The 18,017-nt window shown below is 71.4% G+C and carries 19 protein-coding genes; 11 read left to right on the top strand and 8 right to left on the bottom strand.

From position 1 onward, the window contains the following. Positions 1–270: 270 nt before the first annotated feature. On the bottom strand, positions 271–750 hold the full coding sequence (locus AC07TY_RS15960; RefSeq protein ID WP_494785961.1) for a PaaI family thioesterase: 480 nt from the start codon (positions 748–750) through the stop codon (positions 271–273). Between the two features lie 188 nt (positions 751–938). On the opposite strand from AC07TY_RS15960, the gene AC07TY_RS15955 reads away from it, so the two are divergent. Together AC07TY_RS15955 and AC07TY_RS15950 are read left to right on the top strand one after the other, a co-directional pair. After that, positions 939–1,952 carry a glycoside hydrolase family 6 protein gene (locus tag AC07TY_RS15955; protein ID WP_494785960.1) on the top strand — a complete coding sequence of 338 codons (1,014 nt, stop codon included), beginning with the start codon at positions 939–941 and terminating at the stop codon, positions 1,950–1,952. Between the two features lie 109 nt (positions 1,953–2,061). Then, positions 2,062–2,856 carry an oxygenase MpaB family protein gene (locus AC07TY_RS15950; protein ID WP_494785959.1) on the top strand — a complete coding sequence of 265 codons (795 nt, stop codon included), beginning with the start codon at positions 2,062–2,064 and terminating at the stop codon, positions 2,854–2,856. On the opposite strand, the gene AC07TY_RS15945 is transcribed toward AC07TY_RS15950, so the two are convergent. From AC07TY_RS15945 to AC07TY_RS15935, 3 genes are all read right to left on the bottom strand, one after another. Beyond that, entirely contained in the window at positions 2,786–3,709 is a 924-nt protein-coding gene (locus tag AC07TY_RS15945; protein ID WP_494785958.1) for a ketopantoate reductase family protein, read from the bottom strand. The two genes, AC07TY_RS15950 and AC07TY_RS15945, sit on opposite strands and share 71 nt — an antisense overlap. 140 nt (positions 3,710–3,849) lie before the next feature. Further along, complete coding sequence (locus AC07TY_RS15940; RefSeq protein WP_494785957.1) at positions 3,850–4,950, bottom strand: ketopantoate reductase family protein; 1,101 nt, start codon at positions 4,948–4,950, stop codon at positions 3,850–3,852. A 43-nt stretch (positions 4,951–4,993) separates the two neighbouring features. Beyond that, complete coding sequence (locus AC07TY_RS15935) at positions 4,994–5,599, bottom strand: helix-turn-helix domain-containing protein (RefSeq protein WP_199738234.1); 606 nt, start codon at positions 5,597–5,599, stop codon at positions 4,994–4,996. A gap of 212 nt (positions 5,600–5,811) precedes the next feature. Here AC07TY_RS15935 and AC07TY_RS15930 point away from each other — a divergent pair, with 212 nt between their 5' ends. Further along, positions 5,812–7,431 (top strand): NCS1 family nucleobase:cation symporter-1, encoded by a 1,620-nt coding sequence (locus AC07TY_RS15930; RefSeq protein WP_123505771.1) that lies wholly within the window; start codon positions 5,812–5,814, stop codon positions 7,429–7,431. A 2-nt stretch (positions 7,432–7,433) separates the two neighbouring features. Beyond that, positions 7,434–8,177, top strand: coding sequence for an aspartate/glutamate racemase family protein (locus tag AC07TY_RS15925; RefSeq protein ID WP_494785956.1), 744 nt, complete (start codon positions 7,434–7,436; stop codon positions 8,175–8,177). A gap of 65 nt (positions 8,178–8,242) precedes the next feature. Here the strand turns inward: AC07TY_RS15925 and AC07TY_RS15920 are convergent, their stop codons facing one another. Next, entirely contained in the window at positions 8,243–9,346 is a 1,104-nt protein-coding gene (locus tag AC07TY_RS15920) for a calcium:cation antiporter (RefSeq protein WP_494785955.1), read from the bottom strand. A gap of 120 nt (positions 9,347–9,466) precedes the next feature. Between AC07TY_RS15920 and AC07TY_RS15915 the strand changes: the two genes are divergently transcribed. Both AC07TY_RS15915 and AC07TY_RS15910 read left to right on the top strand, forming a co-directional pair. Continuing rightward, complete coding sequence (locus AC07TY_RS15915) at positions 9,467–9,679, top strand: antitoxin (RefSeq protein ID WP_123505768.1); 213 nt, start codon at positions 9,467–9,469, stop codon at positions 9,677–9,679. A 112-nt stretch (positions 9,680–9,791) separates the two neighbouring features. After that, the gene (locus AC07TY_RS15910) at positions 9,792–11,165 is read left to right on the top strand and encodes an MFS transporter (RefSeq protein WP_123505767.1); all 1,374 of its coding nucleotides are present in this window, start codon (positions 9,792–9,794) and stop codon (positions 11,163–11,165) included. 8 nt (positions 11,166–11,173) lie between these two features. On the opposite strand, the gene AC07TY_RS15905 is transcribed toward AC07TY_RS15910, so the two are convergent. Further along, positions 11,174–12,385 (bottom strand): glycoside hydrolase family 16 protein, encoded by a 1,212-nt coding sequence (locus tag AC07TY_RS15905; protein WP_494785954.1) that lies wholly within the window; start codon positions 12,383–12,385, stop codon positions 11,174–11,176. Positions 12,386–12,726: 341 nt separating this feature from the next. Here AC07TY_RS15905 and AC07TY_RS15900 point away from each other — a divergent pair, with 341 nt between their 5' ends. Then, complete coding sequence (locus tag AC07TY_RS15900) at positions 12,727–13,179, top strand: MarR family winged helix-turn-helix transcriptional regulator (RefSeq protein WP_123505765.1); 453 nt, start codon at positions 12,727–12,729, stop codon at positions 13,177–13,179. 4 nt (positions 13,180–13,183) lie between these two features. Here the strand turns inward: AC07TY_RS15900 and AC07TY_RS15895 are convergent, their stop codons facing one another. Continuing rightward, positions 13,184–13,924 (bottom strand): hypothetical protein, encoded by a 741-nt coding sequence (locus AC07TY_RS15895; protein ID WP_494785953.1) that lies wholly within the window; start codon positions 13,922–13,924, stop codon positions 13,184–13,186. A gap of 58 nt (positions 13,925–13,982) precedes the next feature. Here AC07TY_RS15895 and AC07TY_RS15890 point away from each other — a divergent pair, with 58 nt between their 5' ends. Next, positions 13,983–15,173 (top strand): MFS transporter, encoded by a 1,191-nt coding sequence (locus AC07TY_RS15890; protein ID WP_494785952.1) that lies wholly within the window; start codon positions 13,983–13,985, stop codon positions 15,171–15,173. 103 nt (positions 15,174–15,276) lie between these two features. Next, the gene (locus tag AC07TY_RS15885) at positions 15,277–15,771 is read left to right on the top strand and encodes a nucleoside/nucleotide kinase family protein (RefSeq protein ID WP_494785951.1); all 495 of its coding nucleotides are present in this window, start codon (positions 15,277–15,279) and stop codon (positions 15,769–15,771) included. 39 nt (positions 15,772–15,810) lie between these two features. Here the strand turns inward: AC07TY_RS15885 and AC07TY_RS15880 are convergent, their stop codons facing one another. Continuing rightward, entirely contained in the window at positions 15,811–16,629 is an 819-nt protein-coding gene (locus tag AC07TY_RS15880) for a helix-turn-helix transcriptional regulator (protein WP_123505760.1), read from the bottom strand. 98 nt (positions 16,630–16,727) lie between these two features. Between AC07TY_RS15880 and hxlB the strand changes: the two genes are divergently transcribed. Both hxlB and hxlA read left to right on the top strand, forming a co-directional pair. Continuing rightward, the gene (gene hxlB, locus AC07TY_RS15875; RefSeq protein ID WP_123505759.1) at positions 16,728–17,297 is read left to right on the top strand and encodes a 6-phospho-3-hexuloisomerase; all 570 of its coding nucleotides are present in this window, start codon (positions 16,728–16,730) and stop codon (positions 17,295–17,297) included. Between the two features lie 50 nt (positions 17,298–17,347). After that, a complete protein-coding gene (gene hxlA / locus AC07TY_RS15870) occupies positions 17,348–17,971 on the top strand; it encodes a 3-hexulose-6-phosphate synthase (protein WP_494785950.1) in 624 nt (207 codons plus the stop codon). The last annotated feature ends 46 nt before the right edge of the window (positions 17,972–18,017 follow it).

The following is an 18,017-nucleotide window of genomic DNA, read 5'->3' as shown; positions in this document are numbered from 1 at the left end:
GGCCCGGTGGGGTGCTGCGGCCCATCTGTGGAGGGGCGACCGGAGGCGGCCGGCTGTGGAGAGATGGTCGGGCGTCGGCAACTCAGGGGCGGTGCGCAGCGGCGGGCCGCCCCGGGGCGAGCCCGACGGCCGCTCGGCGCACCGGGCCTGAGTTGCCGACGGCGGCGGTGCGGGACGGCGACGGCGCGGGGAGGCGGCGGTGCGGGACGGCGGCGGCGCCGGGAGGGTGGCGCCGCGGGCTGCCCCGGGGCCGCGGCCGCGCAGCGGCCCCTACAGCACGAGACAGGTCGAGGTCGCCGTCGCCAGCAGCCGCCCCGACCCGTCGACGATCTCGCTCCGCGCCGTCGCGGTCCGCCGCCCGACGTGGTCGGTCACCGCCGTGATGGTGACGTCCCCGAGGGCCGCGGTGATGGGCCGGAGGTACCGCACCTGCAGATCGAGCGTCGTCAGGCTCTGCCCGGGAGCCAGCCGCGTCTGCACGGCATAGCCGATCGACGTGTCGGCCCAGGTCGCGATGACCCCGCCGTGCACCGACGCGATCGCGTTGTACTCAAACTCCGCCGGGTGCGCGACCAGCACGACGCGCCCCTCGCTCGCCTCGACCAGCTCGAACTGGAGCGTGTGCGCGATCGGCGGCTGCGGGATCGCCCCGGCGATCATCCGGCGCAGGAACTCGACCCCGCTCGTCAACGGCGCCGCCGCCGCGATCTCGGCGGGGTCGGTCCAGGAGTAGTCGCGTCGTCGTTCCACCCGTCGACCCTACGAGGCGGATCGCCGACCGGACGGAAGGGTACGGAGCGGCTGTCAGCTTTGTGTCCCCCAAAATGCCGCTACAGCCCAGCCAGCGCACATGTTGAGATTGCTTCGCGTCATTCGGACCGCCCCGCACCTCCGCCCTCCGCGTCTCTCGACGTGCGCTCCAGGATCAGGACCCACGCATGCCCAAAACGCACCAGATCGCTGCCGTAGTCGCCCTGGCGGCGCTCGTCCTGGCCTCGCCGCTCGAAGCGAGCGCTGCCAGCGCGGCCACCTCTACGAAGGCCAGCGCCACGACCCAAGCCGCCTCGATCGCCGCGGCCACGAACAGGTCGCTCTTCGACGGCGGCCTCTACGTACAGAAGGAGAGCTTCGCCGCCAAGCGCGCGGCCGAGCTCAGCGCGGCGGGCAAGGCGACCGACGCCGCCTCGGCCGCCTACATCGCCAAGCGCCCGGTCGCCATCTGGCTCGGCGACTGGTACACCGGCGACAAGCTCGCCGCGTACGTGAAGAAGAACGTCGATGCCGCCGACCAGGCCGGAAAGACCGCGGTCTTCGTCACCTACGCGATCCCCGGCCGCGACTGCGGCGGCTACTCGGCCGGCGGGCTCACCCCGGCGGCCTACGCCAGCTGGAACTCCACGATCGCGTCCACGCTCAAGGGCCACAACGCCGTCGTGCTCGTCGAGCCGGACTCCCTCGGCCAGACCACGACCTGCGCCAGCCTCGGTTCGGAGCGCTTCACCCAGCTGAAGTCGGCGGTCGAGACCTTCGCCGCCGACGGCATCCCCGCGTATCTCGACGGCGGAAACTCCCGCTGGCTCAAGCCGCAGCAGGTGGCGGACCTCCTCGACAAGGCCGGTATCCAGTACGCGCGGGGTTTCTACACGAACGTCTCGAACTACGTCGGAGTCGACGAGGAGCGCGCCTACGCCTCCTCCGTCTCGAAGCTCACGAACGGCGCGCACTACGTCATCGACGTGTCGCGCAACGGCCGCGGCTGGAAGGGCACCTGGTGCAACGCTCCGGGCGCGGGCCTCGGCCAGGACCCCCACGTCACGGCGGGCAGCACCGGCCTCGACGCCCTCCTCTGGGTCAAGACGCCCGGCGCCAGCGACGGCACCTGCAACGGAGGCCCCGCCGCCGGCAAGTGGTTCGCCAGCTACGCCAACGCCCTGGTCAAGCTCAAGAAGTAGACGCGGCGAAGCTCAAAGAGCAGACCCAGCGAAGCCCGAGAAGAAAGCGCAGCGAAGCCCGAGAAGAAAGCGCAGCGAAGCTCCAGAACCCGACCGGTATCGTGCGCCTATGCGCATCGACCCGCCCAGTGAGGCCGTCATCCTCGCCGGAGCAGGCCGGGCCATCCTCCTCCAGCTGGCCCGCCCGGAGGTCGGCCGCGGCGTCGCCGACCACAGCGATTTCGCGAGCAACCCGATGGGGCGGCTGCATGGCACGCTGATGTACGTCTACGCAGTGATGTGCGGCACCGACGCCGACCGCCGCGCCGCCTCGGCCTACGTCGACCGCAGGCACGACCCCGTCCACGGCGACGCCTACGACGCCCACGACCCGGAGCTCCAGCTCTGGGTCGCCGCGACCCTGTACGACACGGCCGTGCTCGTCCACGACCGCGTGCTCGGGCACCTCCCGGAGGGGGCGGCGGACGCCCTGTTCGCCCGGTACGCGGGGCTCGGGACGGCCTTGCGAGTTCCTGCGTCGATGTGGCCTTCGTCGCGCGCGGAATTCAGGACGTACTGGGCCGCCCGGGTGGCCGAGCTGACGGTGTCGCCGGCGATCGGCGCGCAGGCCGACGCGCTCTGGAGGGCCGAGCGGGCGCCGCGGTGGGTGCGTCTGCTGATGCCGTTCAACCGCTGGATGACCGCGGGGCTCCTGCCCGAGACGGTGCGCGACGCCTACGGGCTCACCTGGAGTCGCGCCGACCAGCGCCGCCTCGACCGGCTCTGGCGCGTCGTCGCGGCCGTGTACCCGCGGCTGCCGGGCGGGGTCCGGACCTGGCCCGAGCGCTACTACCTCAGGAGGCTGCGCGCCCTCGCCGGTACACCTCGAGCGCCGCATCCGCCGCAGCGAGCAGCGGGACGCTGACGCCGAGCCCGTCGGCCCGCGCGACCAGGTCGCCGAGGATCTGCTCCGCCTCGACCTCGCCGCCCGCCGCCTGGTCGCGGTAGAGCGACGTCGTGAAGTCGCTGCCCGCCGCGGTCAGCGTCCGCTCGGCGCTCGCGCGCGCCTTCGCCGACGGCTCGTGCCCCGCCGCCGCGGCCACGGACGCGCACTCCGCCACGATCGCGAGAGCCGTGCGCGTGCCGTTCGGCGCTGCCTCGATGGCGCCGACGTCGCCGCCGAGGAGGGTGGTCAGGGCGCCGCCGGCCGCGAGCACGAACCACTTCTCCCACAGCGCCTGCAGGATGCCGTCGGGCCCGGAGCGCGCCCGCGCGTCGAACCCGGCGCCCGTGAGGGCGGCGTCGACAGCGTCGATCCGCGGCGTCGGAGTGCCGTCGAGCTCCCCGTACATGAGGGTCTGGAGGGGGCCGAGCTGCCGCACCGTGCCGCCATCGAGGTGAGTCGCGACGAAGCAGAGGCCGCCGACGACCCGGTCGCCGAACCGCGCCTGCAGCAGGTCGAGGTGCCGCATGCCGTTCAGCAGCGGCACGATCGTCGTCGTCGGGCCGACGGCGGGCGCGAAGTCGTCGATCGCGGCCTCGAGCCCGAACGACTTCACCGTCACGAGCACGAGGTCGTAGGTCCCGTGGAGCGCATCGGCCGTCGTCGCCCGCACATCGATGCGCAGGGTGCGGTCGAGCTGCTCGATCACCAGCCCCGAGCGCAGGAACTCGAGACGGCCGGGCCGCACCAGAAAGGTGACGTCCCTGCCCGCTTGCGCAAGCAGGCCGCCGAAATAGCCGCCGACGGCACCCGCGCCCACCACCAGAATCCGCATGGGGCAACGGTAGCGGTCGGCAACTCAGGGGCGGTGCGCGGCGGCGGGCCGCAGGTCGGGCTCCATCGGCCCGGCAGCGCGCACCGGGCCTGAGTTCTCGACGGCGGGCCGGCGCGCGGCGGCGCCGCAGCCGCGGGCGGCTACCGCGCCGCGACGCGTTCGAGCAGCTCGCGCAGCCGCTCGACGCTCATCGCCCCGTCGGCCGAGCGCGCCAGCCGCTGCACCTCGGCGTTGAGGGGCGCGTCGAGGCCGTGGCTGCGGGCCAGGAGAGCGATCTCGCCGTTCAGGTAGTCGGTCTCGATCGAGCCTCCGCGCTGGACGCTCTGCCACGACGACCCGCCGAGCTCGCCGGTGCCGGGGACCGGCCGCAGGTCGAACGCGTTCCCCCGGCGAGCCGCCTCGTCATCGTCGCTCGGCCAGGTGATCCCGAGCGCGCGGTAGACGGCCTCCGCCTCCGACCTCAGGTCGTCGTAGATGTCGGGTGCGGCGTCCGGCCCGAGGAGGGCCTGGAGGGCGTTGCCCAGGTTCGACAGGAGCTTGCGGTGCTTCCACGCCAGGACGTCGTCGTCGAGGAAGATGCGGAAGGTGGCGTCCTGCCAGTCGCGCTGGAGCTCGAGGAGCAACGGATCAGCGGCGGCACCGCCGGCCGTGGAGCCGGCACCGCCGCCCGACGACCCGGGGCCGCCGGCCGTGGAGCTCAAGCCGGCACCGCCGCCCGACGACCCGGAGCCGCCCAGCGAGGCGCCGCCGAACGCCGGCCCCACGATGAACGTCCCGCTCGACGGCGCGATGCGGACGATGACCTCGCCGGGCACGAGGTGGACACCGGGGAGCCACACGCAGACGGCATAGACCCGGTCGAAGTAGCGGGCGGCGATGCGCTCGCCCTGGATGCCGTTGAGCGCGATGAACGCCGGGAGCAACGCCCCCGCGGTCCCGATCGGGCGGCCGTCGACGTACACGGGCTCGTCGACCCACTCCCGGACGGCCGCGTCGAGCGACTGCGTCTTGGTGGCGAAGACCAGCACGTCGTCGACCCGGAGGTGTACGCCTGCGGGCTCCGACGCGACGGGGATGCGCACGACGGTGTCGTCGTCGGGCGAGCGGAGCCGCATGCCCGCCAAGGCGATCACGTCGCCGTGCTCACCGCGGGCGATCAGCAGCGGCGACTTCCCGTGCTGGGCGAGCCGCGCACCCAGCACCCCTCCGATGGCTCCGGCGCCGATGATCACGTATCGCATGGCCCCACCTAACCAAAGGCCCCTGCGAACGCGACAGGCCCGCCTAGCGCCGCGAGTGCACGATGACCCACGTGGCGACGGCGTCCACCGAGCCGTAGTTGCCCATCCGGTGCGGCACCTCGCACGGGAAGCGGATCGAGTCGCCGGCGCGCATCACGACGCGCTCGTCGGCGAAGTCGATGGTGAGCTCGCCGGAGGTCACGGTGCCGACCTCGTAGCCCTCGTGCGTGATCAGCGAGCCCATGTCGGTGGCGACGGCTCCGGCGGGGTAGGTCGACTCGAAGAAGTCGACGCCGGCGGTGTGCGCGGGCGACAGGCGGCGGAAGACCACGCCGGTGCCGAGGGTCACGGGGTGCGTGGCTCCCGCACGGGCGAGGACGTACCCGACGGGCATCTCGGCGCGGTCGGCGGCCGGCTCTTCGGCGGCGTCGAACACGTCGGCGAGGGGGCGGCCGAGCACCTGGACGATCGCGAGGAGCCGCGACACCGAGGGGCGCCTGACGCCGCGTTCGATCTGCGAGACGGCGCTCGAGGAGATCCCCAGCGCCTCGGCCATCTCGCGAAGCGTCAGGCCGGAATCGGTGCGGAGCGTCCGCAGCCGGGCTCCGAGCACGACCGCGTCGAGCTCGCTGGCGACGGCCTCGGTCACGTCGCGCCTCCAGGACTGCACAAGAACAAGAACAGGGAAGCACGTGAAGCAATCGCTGTCACATGCTTGTTACAAGGCCGAAACCTGCGCGTTCGCGTGAAGCAATAGGTTCACTCTTCAGACCGAATCACGGGAACGCCTGCCGGCCACGCGCCGGGATCACCAGCTCGTCTCATCTGCCCACGAGGGTATCAGCCACCCAGGAGAGTGCCATGGCATCGAACATCGCTCCGCCCACCTCGACCACCGACCCCCGCGAGGAGGCCAACCGCGCCGCCACGCTGACCGGTCCGCACGACATCGTCGAGGCGGCCGGCCACCCGGTCGGCGGCGGACTCATCAAAGACCACTACGACCCCCGCCTCACCAACGAGGACCTCGCGCCCCTCCGCAAGCAGACCTGGGGCGGCTACAACTTCTTCGCGTTCTGGATGTCGGACGTCCACTCGGTCGGCGGCTACGTCACCGCGGGAAGCCTGTTCGCGCTCGGCATCGCCAGCTGGCAGGTGCTCATCTCGCTCGTGGTCGGCATCATGATCGTCATGGTCTTCGCCAACCTCGTCGCGAAGCCCAGCCAGCGCACCGGCGTCCCGTACCCGGTCATCAACCGGGCCGTCTTCGGCGTGCTCGGCGCGAACATCCCGGCCATCATCCGCGGCCTCATCGCGACGGCCTGGTACGGCGTCCAGACCTACCTCGCCGCCCAGTCGCTGAACATCATCTTCCTGAAGTTCATCCCGGCGTCGTCCGCGCTCCTCGACCACTCCTTCCTCGGCCTGAGCGCCCTCGGCTACATCTCGTACGCCATCCTCTGGGTCGCGCAGGCAGCCCTGTTCTGGCGGGGCATGGAGACGATCCGCAAGTTCATCGACTTCGCCGGACCGGCCGTCTACGTCATCATGATCGCGCTCGCGGTCTACCTCGTCGCCACCGCCGGCTGGGGCAACATCAGCCTCAACCTCTCCTCCGGGCCGCCGATGTCGCTCGCCGCAGCCATCCCCGTCATGATCTCCGCCGTCGCGATCGTCGTCAGCTACTTCTCGGGCCCGATGCTCAACTTCGGCGACTTCTCGCGCTACGGCAAGTCGTTCAAGTCGGTCAAGAAGGGCAACTGGCTCGGCCTCCCGCTCAACTTCCTGTTCTTCTCAGTCCTCACCGTGCTCTGCGCGTCGGCGACCGTCCCGGTCTTCGGCAAGCTCATCACCGACCCGATCGAGACCGTCCAGGCCATCGGCGCCCCCTTCGCGATCCTCCTCGGCGGTCTCACCTTCGTCACCGCGACCGTCGGCATCAACATCGTCGCCAACTTCATCTCGCCGGCCTTCGACTTCTCGAACGTGTCGCCGCAGAAGATCTCGTGGCGCATGGGCGGCATGATCGCAGCAGTCGGCTCCGTCCTCCTCACCCCCTGGAACTGGTACAGCAACCCCCAGGCGATCCAGTACACGCTGGGCATCCTCGGCGCCCTCATCGGCCCGCTGTTCGGCCTCCTCATCGCCGGCTACTACCTCGTCGCCAAGCAGCGCATCGCCGTCGACGACATGTTCACGATGGAGCCGACCGGCCGCTACTGGTACAAGAGGGGCTTCAACCCGAACGCCGTGTGGACCATGGTCATCGCCGGGATCATCTCCGTCGCAGCCGCCCTCGTCCCGTCCATCGTGAAAGACCTCGGCGGCGTCGACTTCACCTGGCTCGGCAACTACGGATGGTTCATCGGCTGCGCCCTCGGCCTCGCCATCTTCTGGGCGTTCGAGACCGTGAACCCGCGCATGCCCGAGCTGTCCGCCGACGACTCCACCGTCAGCGACGGAACCCTCGAGACGGACTGACCATGCGGATCCGCCTCATCAATCCCAACACCACGCAGTCCATGACCGACGCCATCGGCCGGTGTGCGAGCGACGTCGCGGGTCCGCTCACCCTCGTCGAGGCGGTGAGCCCGAGCATGGGCCCCGCCTCGATCGAGAGCCACTACGAGGAGGCGCTGGCCGTACCCGGCATCCTCGAGCAGGTGGCACTGGGGGAGTCCGAGGGGGTCGATGCGTACGTCGTGGCGTGCTTCGGCGACCCGGGGCTCGATGCGGCGCGCGAGCTGGCGCGCGGGCCGGTCCTCGGCATCGCTGAGGCCGGCATGCACGCCGCGGCGATGCTCGGCCGCACATTCGGCATCGTCACCACCCTCGAGCGCACCACCGGACGCGCCCGCGAGCTCGCCCACCGCTACGGCTTCGGCGACGTCTGCGTCGCCATCCGCGCGTGCGAGATCCCGGTCCTCGCCCTCGACGACCCGCGCTCCGACGCCTACGGCCGCGTGGTCGCGGAGTGCCGCGCCGTGCTCGACGCCGGAGCCGACGCCGTCCTCCTCGGCTGCGCCGGCATGGCCGACCTCTGCCACCGCGTCTCCGACGAGATCGGCGCGCCCGTCGTCGACGGCGTCTCCTCCGCCACGGTCTTCGCGGAGTCGCTCGTCCGCCTGCGCCTCGCCACCGGCAAGCGCGGCGAGTACGCGCCGCCGCCGGTCAAGGCGATGACGGGCCTGATGGCCGGGTTCGAACGGGCGTGGGCCGACGCCTGACGGCGGATCCGGGCGCAGGAACTCCGAGCCCGTCGCCGGGCCGCGAGTTCCTGCGGCCCTCGCCTCTACGGGCTGATGGCGAGGAAGACGAACGCCGCCAGGATGATCAGGTGGATGATCCCCTGCAGCCGTGTCGAACGGCCCGGCGCCACGGTGAGCGTGCTCACGAGGAGGGTGATCGCGAGCAGAACGATCTGCACGCTGTCGAGGCCCAGCACGAGCGGCCCGTCGAGCCAGATGCTGGCGACGGCGATGGCCGGGATCGTGAGGCCGATGCTGGCGATCGCCGAGCCGTAGCCGAGGTTGAGGCTGGTCTGGAGGCGGTTGCCGAGGGCGGCGCGCGAGGCCGCGATGCCCTCGGGGAGCAGGACGATGAAGGCGATCACGACACCGACGAAGGCTCCCGGGATGCCGGCGGCGTCGAGGCCGTCCTCGATGTTGGGCTGGACGGTGTGGCCGAGCTGGACGACCGCGAGCAGCGACAGGACGAGCAGGACGAGGCTGATGATCGTCGCGCGGTTGGACGGAGGGTCGGCGTGGTCGCCCGAGTCGGTGGAGTCGAGCTTCGGGTCGGAGGTGAGCTTCACCGGCAGGAAGAAGTCGCGGTGGCGACCGGTCTGAGTCGACACGAACGCCAGCCAGAGCGCGAGGGCCGCGACGGCGACGAACGCGAGCTGCACGCCGGTGAAGCGCCCACCCGAGGCGCCGGTGGTGAAGGCCGGAAGCACGAGCGCCATGCCGGCGAGTGCGGCGACGACGCTGAGGGCGGCGCCGGTGCCCTCGCGGTTGAAGCGGGGCAGGCCGTGCTTGACGGAGCCGAGCAGGAGCGAGAGCCCGACGATGCCGTTGCACGTGATCATCACGGCGGCGAACGCGGTGTTGCGGGCGAGGGTCTCGACGTCGTGGCCGCCGGCGATCATCAGCGTCACGATCAATCCGACCTCGATGACGGTCACGGCGACGGCCAGGACGATCGAACCCAGCGGCTCGCCGACGCGGTGCGCGACGACCTCCGCGTGGTGGACCGCCGCGAGGACGGCGCCGATGAGGATGGCGCCGACGAGGATCGCCACGCCGGTCGAGAGATGCCGGTGATACGTCGCGACGAGAGCGATCAGCGCCAGCACAGGCATCAGGATCGGTGCGAGCGATTGGAGTCGGGCGGCCATGGAGTACCCCTTCCAGGTCGGGATCTCAGCTTACTGAACGCCGCCTGATAACCCCCGGCCGTGCACGAGGGGTCTGGCTGGTCTATCGTGACGAACATTCACCGACCGAAGGAGCACACCATGGCTGGATTCGACGACATCGCCAAGAAGGCGCAGCAATTCCTCGGCAACGACAAGGTCAAGGACGCTCTGAAGAGCGAGAAGGCGGAGGGGACCAGCGACAAGCTGCTCGACGCCGTCGCGGGTGCCGCCGACAAGGCGACCGGCGGCAAGTACACCGACAAGATCGACAAGGCGCGCGACGAGGCCGACAAGCGCGTCGGCAACGAGTAGGCCCTGCGTCGATAACTCAGGGGCGGTGCGCGAGGCGTCGGCCTCGGGCCATGGCCCCGGGTCGGCCATCGCGCACCAAGCCTGAGTTCTCGACGGGGCCTAGGCTGACCCCATGAGCACCGCCGCTGTCGACACGTCTTCGCCGGGCGTCCTCAGCAAGAAGTACATCCTCGCCACCCTCGGAATGTGCGCCCTCATCGGCATCAGCGCTTTCGAGGCTCTCGCCGTCACGACCGTCATGCCGACGGTGAGCCGCGAGCTCGACGGCGAGTCGCTCTACGCGTTCGCCTTCGCAGCGCCACTGGCGTCGGGCCTCGTCGGCATGGTCGTCGCCGGCAACTGGGCCGACCGTCGCGGGCCGCGCCCCGTCGTCCTGGCGTCGACGCTCCTCTTCGCAGTCGGCCTCCTCGTCGTCGGGCTGGCCCCGTCGATGACCGTCCTCCTCATCGGACGGCTGATCCAGGGCCTGGGGTCGGGCGCCGTCATCGTGGGCCTCTACGTGATGGTCTCGCAGGTCTTCCCCGAGCGGCTGCACTCGGCGGTCTTCGCCGGCTTCGCGGCCGCCTGGGTGCTCCCGGGCCTCGTCGGCCCCGTCATCGCGGGCACGGTGACGCAGACCGTCGGCTGGCACTGGGTGTTCATCGGCGCGCTGGGACTCTGCGTCCCCGCCTTTCTCATGATCCTGCCGACGCTCCGGCGTCTCGAGCCCTCCGACACTCGAGCCCCCTGGCGCCCCGCCCGAATCCTCTGGGCCCTCGGCGCAGCGGCCGCCATCGTCGCTCTCAACCTCATCTCCGAGCTGCCCGACCTCCTCGGAGCCCTCGTCGTCGTCGCATCGGTCGCGGCCCTGGCGGTGACCCTGCGTCCGCTGCTCCCGAAGAAGACCCTGGGCGCAGGAACGGGGATCCCCGCCCTGGTCCTCCTCCGCGGCCTCGTCGGCGCCGCCTTCATCGGCGGCGACGTCTACATCCCCTATCTGCTGAGCTCCCACTACGGCTTCTCACCCGCCGCCTCCGGGGTGACGCTCACCTCCGGCGCGGTCAGCTGGGCGTTCGCGAGCTGGCTGGTGGGGCGGATCGGCGAGAGGGTGCCTCAGCTCACGGGCCTCCGTACGGGCATCGCGCTGATGATCGTCGGCGGCCTGTCGGCGGTGGCGACGCCGCTGTGGCACCTGCACCCCGTCGTCATCATCATCGGGTGGACGATCCTCGGCTTCGGGATCGGCTTTGTCTACTCCCGCTTCTCGGTGCTCACGCTGCGATGGTCGAAGGACTCCGAGAAGGGGTTCAACAGCTCGGCCCTGACGATCTCGGATTCCGCGAGCGCGGCCGTCGTGCTCGGCGTCAATGGCGCCCTGTTCGGCCTGATCGGCGGGCCGGGCGACATCACGGCGTTCGTGGCGTGCTTCGCGGTCGCGGCTCTCGTCGCGGTCGTGGCACTGATCGTCAGCGGTCGCGGCATCCCGGTGGGGCGCCGCCAGGGCTGACCGTCAGGTCAGTCCCAGATGCTGATCCAGTCGATGTCGAGGTGGCCCGCGGTGGTCTTCGGTACCGTGCCCTCGCCGATGAACGTCTCAGCCTGCAGGGTCACGCGCATGGCCGTGGCGGGCACCGCGTCGGTGACTGTCGAGACGAGCTCGCCGTCCCAGTAGTAGCGGATGGCGTCGTGATCCCACTCGGTGGTGGCGACGTGGTACTCGCTCTGGTCGGTCGCCGCGAACGTCTCGACGGCCGGCTTGAAGGTCATGCCGCCGTTTCGGAGCGAGCCGGGGACGGCCGAGGCGGGACGGGGATTCGCGCCGAGGTCGGCCTCGGGCCAGTCGATCTCGCCGTCGTTCCAGTCGTCGCTCGACGGCCAGAACATGCCGACGAACTTGTAGCCGAGGATGTCGTCCGACCTGTAGCGGATCGAGACGCGGCCTGTGGTGTGCGGCGTGTAGCCGTCGGGCATGACCGCGGCGACCAGGGGCTGGCCCTTCTCGGAGTGGAGGAAGAAGTCGAGGTTCGAGTTCGACACGCTGAGCACCCTGTCCGGAGCGTAGAGGCCCTGGCCGCTGGTGTCGTCGAAGCCGTCGTAAGCCTCCATCTGGGGATAGGTCGTCAAGACCGTGCCGAGGGCGGCCGGGGTGGTGAAGTCCTCGGCGTACGACTGCGTCCAGGTGCGGCCGTTCGAGGTGACGCTGCCGGTGGGCATCGCGGCGTCTCCGCTGCCCATGGCGACCAGGCCTCCCTGCGTCGCTGCGACCGCCTTCTGTGCGGCTGCCGCAGCAGCCGCCGCTACGGCGGCCAGCGCCTTGTACTTCGCGGCGATCGCCTTCGCGGCGGAGTACGCCGTCTTGGCCGACGCCGTGGCCTTCACCGTGACGGCCGAGTTCTTCTTCGCCGTGGCCTTGTACGAGGCGGAGTACGTGGACGATGTCAGGACCACCTTCAGTCGCGACTGCGACGCCGTCGAGGCCTTCGCCTTGGCGAGGTAGGTCGCACGCGACTTCGCTGCGGCAGCCGACTTCGTCGCGTACGCGGATGCGGCCTTCACCGACGCCGCCTGCTTCGACTCGTACGTCGCGCTCAGCGCCTTCGCGCCGGCCTCGGTCGGCACCGTGACGCTCGACTCGGCGGAGGCCCCGGGGGCGTCCAGCATTCCGATGCCGACCAGTCCTGAGACGGTGACGACGGCCGCTGCGGCGAGTCGAAGAGAGAAGGTCACGTGTGCTCCTCGGGGTGAGCCCGGGACGGCGCGTGCTGTGAGGAGAACACTGGGGTCGCGAATGAGAGCCCGGTGAGCGGCGCGGCTGACGCCCTGGTGCCGGCCCGAATTCCCGCACCACGGTGTCAGCCGCACCCCGCGGCCCTCTGCGAAGTCCCGGGTGTCCCACCACCCGTTTCTTCCTGGGTCCAGCCTCCCAGGCGAGGGTCGCTCGCACAGCCCCCAAGGAGGGTGTCGGCACTAGGGGGGACCAGCGGGGGACGAGCCGGGCGGCACCTCGGGCTCGGTGCGCGGAGCGTAACGCGGCGCGTCGCAGGGCTCGCCTGCGCCACACTTGCGTCATGTCCGATGCCGCTTCCCCCTTCGATCCTTCGACCGTCGAGTTCCTGCTCGCCTGGCAGGCCCTCGAGGTGGCGAGCCGGCACGTGCGCGAGCGGTTCGCCGGCGAGGCGGGACTGTCTCTGAGCGACTTTCAGACGCTGGTCTTCCTGTCGGCGAAGAACGGCAGCCCGGCGAAGGCCGTGGGCGAGGCGCTCGGCCTGACGACCGGGGCCACGACAGCGCTGATCGACCGTCTGGTCGCGGCCGGCTACGTCACGCGCGAGCCGCACCCGACCGACCGTCGGAGCACGCTGATGATGCTGACGCCGAGCGGCCTCGCGGCGGCCACTGGCGCGGGCGCCCTCTACGCCGGAGTCACCGAGTCGGTCGTCCCCCTGAGCGAGCGGCCTGCGGCGACGGAGCTGCTGCTCCGGCTGGCCGAGGCGCTCGAGCGTCCCGTCGACGGCGAGTAGCCGGCTAGGGGGTCGGCGTCACGCTCCAGGTCCCGTTGGTCTGGATGGCCATGACGCCCGGCAGATCGGCGTCGTACTTCTTCGCGAACGAGACCGAGTCGCCGAACACCAGCGGCTTGTCGGACGTCGTGAACACGCGCCCCGAGAACGAGTCGCCGGCTCCCGACGGCTTGTAGTCGACGATGACGTGCTTGACGTCGTCCGAGAAGAACAGCACCGCGGGCCCCGCGCCGGACTGCTTGCCCGACACCGGGGTCAGGTCGTTCCAGCTCTGCAGCGTGACCTTCCACGGGCCGGTCGCCTTGACGATCAGCGTCTGCGAGACCGGGTCGTCCTTGAAGACGTCCATCAGGAAGGACGCGCGCAGGGGCGCCTCGGCCTGACCGAAGGGCGACAGGCGGCCGGGCGCCGTGACGGTCGCCGTGCCCGCGCAGCCGAGGCAGTTGAGCTCGACGACGACGGCGAAGTCGCCGTTGCGCTTGTACGTGACGTTCGACGAGCCGGTGCCGGAGGCGGTGGCTGTGACGGCGGCGGCGACGGTTCCTGCGTCGACCGTCTTCGAGAGCGGCTTCTCGACGGCCGGGGCCGTCACGGTGGGCGTGGGCGTGGGCGTCGGCGTCGGCGTGACGACCGCAGCCTGCGACGTGGCCGGCGGCGCCGCTGTCGTCGTGCCCGTACACCCGCTGATCAGCAGCGCCGCCGCGACGATGCCCCCTGCCAGGCCTGCCCCTCGTAGCCGTGTCATGGAGCCAGCCTGGCACGCGCGGGGATCTGGTGTCGGAGGCTCCCCCTAGTCTGAATCCATGCCGAGCTCCTCACCCGCCGCCCTCGGCGGGTGGCTCCGCGTCGCCCCGGCGGTGATCGCCCTCGCGTGGGGCGGCAACCACTTCGTGCCCCTGCTCCTCCTCTACCGTCGGGTCGACGGCTACACCCAGGTCGAGATCGACCTCTCGCTGGCCGTGTACGTCTTCGGCATCGTGCCGGGCTTCGTGCTCGCCGGCGCGTGGTCGGACCGCTACGGGCGCAAGCCGGTGATGCTCGCCGGCATCGCGATCGGCGTCGTCGCGAGCATCGTGCTCGCCAGCACCAGCAGCAGCCTCGTCGGGCTGTGCGCGGGGCGGTTTCTGAGCGGTATCAGCGTCGCCGTGGCGATGGTCGTCGGCAGCAGCTGGATCAAGGAGCTCTCGACGGCGGAAGGCCGAGGTTCGTCCGGCGCCCGGCGCGCGTCGGTCGCCATGTCGCTCGGCTTCGGGGGCGGAGCCGGGGTCGCGGGTGTCCTCGCTCAGTGGGCCCCGTGGCCGACCGTGCTGCCGTACGCCGTGCAGATCCTGGCGTGCCTCGTCGCCTTGGCGATCGTGCTCCGGGCTGCCGAGACTCGTCTGCCCGATCCGTCGGTCGCGTCCCTTCTCGGCGACGTGCGCGTGCCCCCGGCAGTTCGCCCGCGTTTCGTCCGGGGCATCGTCCCGATGGCGCCGTGGATCTTCGGTGCCGCCGCCCTCTCGTTCGCCGTCGGCCCGAGCCTCGTCGCGTCGCGAGTGGGCGACTACGTCGTCGCGTTCGCCACGCTCACGACGGCGATCACCCTCGGCGTCGGCACGACAGTGCAGCTCGCCTCGGCGCCGATCGACCGGCTGCTCCAGGGCCGGTCGGGTACGGCGGGCGTGCTCCTCTGCTCCGCAGCGGCCGCGGTGCTCATGGTGGCGGCGGTCGCGACGGCGCCCTGGGCCGTACTCGTCGCGGCACCGCTGTTCGGCGCGGGCTACGGCCTCTGCATGGTCACCGGCCTGACGACCGTGCAGGGCATGGCGACGGGCGGCGACCTCGCGGGGCTGACCGCCGTCTTCTACGCCCTCAGCTACGTCGGCTTCTTCTTCCCGGTCGTGCTCGCCGCCCTCGCGCCGATCGTCGGGACCGCCGTCGTGCTCGGCGGCTTCGTCGTCATCAGCCTCGCGTGCGCCGCCGTCAGCGCGAGGGCGATCCGTCGCGTCGCCTGACGGGGCCGGTGTCGCCGAGGGCGGCACGTCGGCACCGTGACGCCGGGCGGGCCGCGAGGCGGCCACTCTCGACGGCTCTCGCGGGTCCGTGCGACCATGGCCCATGGCCTACCTCGTGAGCGGCAATCCCGGCGCGGGCAAGTCCACGCTGACGGCGGAGCTCGTGCGCCGCGGCGTCCGCGCCCTCGACTCCGACGCGGTCGACGGCCTCGCGGCCTTCATGGATGCGTCCGGCGCCGTCGTCGGCGACCACACCCTGCCCGTCACGCCCGAGCTGCTCGCCGACTTCTACTGGGGCTGGTCGGCCGCCCGTCTCGACGACGTACTCGACGAGCTGGGCTCCGACGGCGTGCTGCTCGGCATCGCCGTCAACCAGTGGGACTTCACCGACCGCTTCGACCGCCTCGTGCTCCTCGAGCTCGACGAGGCCACCCAGCACGACCGCGTCCTGACCCGCCATCCCCTCGACCGGCAGCAGATCGCCGCAGGGCTTCCGGTGATGCAGGCCCAGATGATCGAGCGCGGGGCCGCCCGCATCGACGCGCGCCGGCCGACCGCGACGGTCGCCGACGAGCTCCAGGCGCTGCTCGGCCTCTGATCGGGCGCAGGAACTGCCCCACCCCCGCCCAACCCGACCTCAGCGCGCCAGCGCCACCAGCTCCGACCGCGACCGGGCCCCGACCTTGCGCAGCAGGTTCGACACGTGGAACTTCACCGTGTTGTCGCTGATCCCGAGCTTCCGGGCGATGTCTCGGTTGCGGGCACCGGCGGCGACGAGGCTGAGCACCTCGCGCTCGCGCGGGCTCAGGGGCACGGCGGTGATCGTCTGATCGGGCTCGACCGGAGGGTCGAGCGGGAGGGCGATCGAGAGCTCCGAGCCCCAGCCCGGCGTGGAGGCGACGCTGAGGTCGCCGTCGAGGGCGGAGACGCGCTCGGCGATCGGGCGCAGCGAGTCGTCGTGGGCGGTCATCTCGCCGCGGCCGTCGTCGCGGATGCCGATCAGGAGGTTGAGGCCGTCGCAGTCCCACTGGATCCGCACCCGCCGGCTCTCGCCGGTGTCGACGAACGCGAGCACGGCGCTGCGCACGATCGCGCGGGCGGCGTGGGCGACCTCGCCGGGCAGGGCCCGGCCGGTGACCGGAGGCTCGACGAACTGCACGTCGAGGTCGCCGAACCGCACCAGGGGGCGGAGGTCGGAGCGGAGCCGGGCGAAGGCTCCGATGACGGGCTCGAGCATGCTGTCGCGCTGCTGGTCGGTCGTCATGCGGATCTCGACCAGCGAGGCGGCGGCGACATCGATCGCCATGGTCCGGGCGGCGCGGTCGTCGAGCCGGGTCGAGCGAAGAATTGCCAGCATCGACTCCAGGGCCACGGCATGCCTGTCCGACTGCTCGGCGACGGTGCGAGCGTGTGCGAGGAGGAGCTCGCGAGTCGCGTGCTCGCCGGTGTCGATCATGGCTCAACCCTACCCATGTCCTGGCCTACCCCAACGGGTAGGCCGAACCGTCCCAGTGGGTGGCCGCGATGCGGCTCCCGGCGGACGAGACTCGAGTCATGAGCGACGACAACGAGCGACCAACGGCGGCCCTCGACCTGATCACGGGCGAGCTGGAGGCGGTGACGAGCCGCATCGACGCCGACGCGCTCGATGAACTCGCGGCACTCCTCGCCGGGGCCGACCGGGTCTTCGTCCACGGCGCCGGCCGGTCGGGCATCGCCCTCCGCATGACGGCCATGCGCCTCATGCACCTCGGCCTCGCCGTGCATGTCGTCGGAGAGACGACGACGCCCGCGATCGCGGCCGGCGACGTCCTCCTGGTCGCCAGCGGCTCCGGTACCACGTCCGGCATCGTCGCAGCGGCCACCACGGCCGCCGAGGCGAACGCGCGCGTCGCCGTCCTCACGACGGCCGGCGACTCGCCCCTGGCCGAGCGCGCCGACGTGGTCGTCGTCATCCCCGCCGCCGCCAAGCTCGACCGCTCGGCGACCGCCAGCCAGCAGTACGCCGGAAGCCTGTTCGAGCAGGCGGTCGGACTCGTCGGCGACGCCGTCTTCCATTCACTGTGGAAGCGGTCGGGCTTGACGGCCGACGAGATCTGGCCTCGGCACGCGAACCTCGAGTAGCGCTGCCGGATCCTGCGCCCCTTTCCCTCACCGCAAAGACAAGGAAAATCATGAAACTGCAGTTCGCAATGGACACCCTGACCACCGAAGCCGCCCTGGAGCTCGCCGCCGCGGCAGCCCCGCACGTCGACATCATCGAGCTCGGCACGCCGCTGATCAAGTCGGCCGGCCTCTCGGCCGTGACCGCGATCAAGGCCGCCCACCCCGACAAGATCGTCTTCGCCGACCTCAAGACGATGGACGCCGGCGAGCTCGAGGCCGACATCGCCTTCACCGCCGGAGCCGACCTCGTGACCGTCCTCGGCGTCGCGGGCGACAACACCATCGTCGGTGCGGTCGCGGCTGCCAAGAAGCACGGCAAGGGCATCGTCGTCGACCTCATCGGCGTCGCCGACAAGTCGGCCCGCGCCAAGGAGGTCGTCGCCCTCGGCGCCGAGTTCGTCGAGATGCACGCAGGCCTCGACGAGCAGGCCGAGGACGGCTTCACGTTCGACACGCTCCTCGACGACGGCAAGGCCTCGGGCGTGCCCTTCTCGGTCGCCGGCGGCGTCAAGGTCGCGACGATCGCGTCGGTGCAGGAGTCGGGCGCTCAGGTCGCCGTCGCCGGTGCCGCCATCTACGGTGCCCCCGACGTCGGCGCCGCCGCCGCCGAGCTCCGCGCCGCCATCAAGTAGTCCAGCTTCACCCTCGGGGGCGGTGCGACGATGTCGCCCGCCCCTT

Source organism: Frondihabitans sp. GW821-FHT04F02 (genome assembly GCF_059420045.1).
Note: the sequence above shows the minus strand (reverse complement) of the source record. Positions and strands in the feature narration are given on the sequence as shown.

What these genes read in the sequence shown, in the direction of transcription:
- AC07TY_RS15955 (WP_494785960.1), top strand. Translation starts at nt 939, where the DNA reads ATGCCCAAAACGCACCAGATCGCTGCCGTAGTCGCCCTGGCGGCGCTC.
- AC07TY_RS15950 (WP_494785959.1), top strand. Translation starts at nt 2,062, where the DNA reads ATGCGCATCGACCCGCCCAGTGAGGCCGTCATCCTCGCCGGAGCAGGC.
- AC07TY_RS15945 (WP_494785958.1), bottom strand. Translation starts at nt 3,709, where the DNA reads ATGCGGATTCTGGTGGTGGGCGCGGGTGCCGTCGGCGGCTATTTCGGC.
- AC07TY_RS15940 (WP_494785957.1), bottom strand. Translation starts at nt 4,950, where the DNA reads ATGCGATACGTGATCATCGGCGCCGGAGCCATCGGAGGGGTGCTGGGT.
- AC07TY_RS15930 (WP_123505771.1), top strand. Translation starts at nt 5,812, where the DNA reads ATGGCATCGAACATCGCTCCGCCCACCTCGACCACCGACCCCCGCGAG.
- AC07TY_RS15925 (WP_494785956.1), top strand. Translation starts at nt 7,434, where the DNA reads ATGCGGATCCGCCTCATCAATCCCAACACCACGCAGTCCATGACCGAC.
- AC07TY_RS15920 (WP_494785955.1), bottom strand. Translation starts at nt 9,346, where the DNA reads ATGGCCGCCCGACTCCAATCGCTCGCACCGATCCTGATGCCTGTGCTG.
- AC07TY_RS15915 (WP_123505768.1), top strand. Translation starts at nt 9,467, where the DNA reads ATGGCTGGATTCGACGACATCGCCAAGAAGGCGCAGCAATTCCTCGGC.
- AC07TY_RS15910 (WP_123505767.1), top strand. Translation starts at nt 9,792, where the DNA reads ATGAGCACCGCCGCTGTCGACACGTCTTCGCCGGGCGTCCTCAGCAAG.
- AC07TY_RS15900 (WP_123505765.1), top strand. Translation starts at nt 12,727, where the DNA reads ATGTCCGATGCCGCTTCCCCCTTCGATCCTTCGACCGTCGAGTTCCTG.
- AC07TY_RS15895 (WP_494785953.1), bottom strand. Translation starts at nt 13,924, where the DNA reads ATGACACGGCTACGAGGGGCAGGCCTGGCAGGGGGCATCGTCGCGGCG.
- AC07TY_RS15890 (WP_494785952.1), top strand. Translation starts at nt 13,983, where the DNA reads ATGCCGAGCTCCTCACCCGCCGCCCTCGGCGGGTGGCTCCGCGTCGCC.
- AC07TY_RS15885 (WP_494785951.1), top strand. Translation starts at nt 15,277, where the DNA reads ATGGCCTACCTCGTGAGCGGCAATCCCGGCGCGGGCAAGTCCACGCTG.
- AC07TY_RS15880 (WP_123505760.1), bottom strand. Translation starts at nt 16,629, where the DNA reads ATGATCGACACCGGCGAGCACGCGACTCGCGAGCTCCTCCTCGCACAC.
- hxlB (WP_123505759.1), top strand. Translation starts at nt 16,728, where the DNA reads ATGAGCGACGACAACGAGCGACCAACGGCGGCCCTCGACCTGATCACG.
- hxlA (WP_494785950.1), top strand. Translation starts at nt 17,348, where the DNA reads ATGAAACTGCAGTTCGCAATGGACACCCTGACCACCGAAGCCGCCCTG.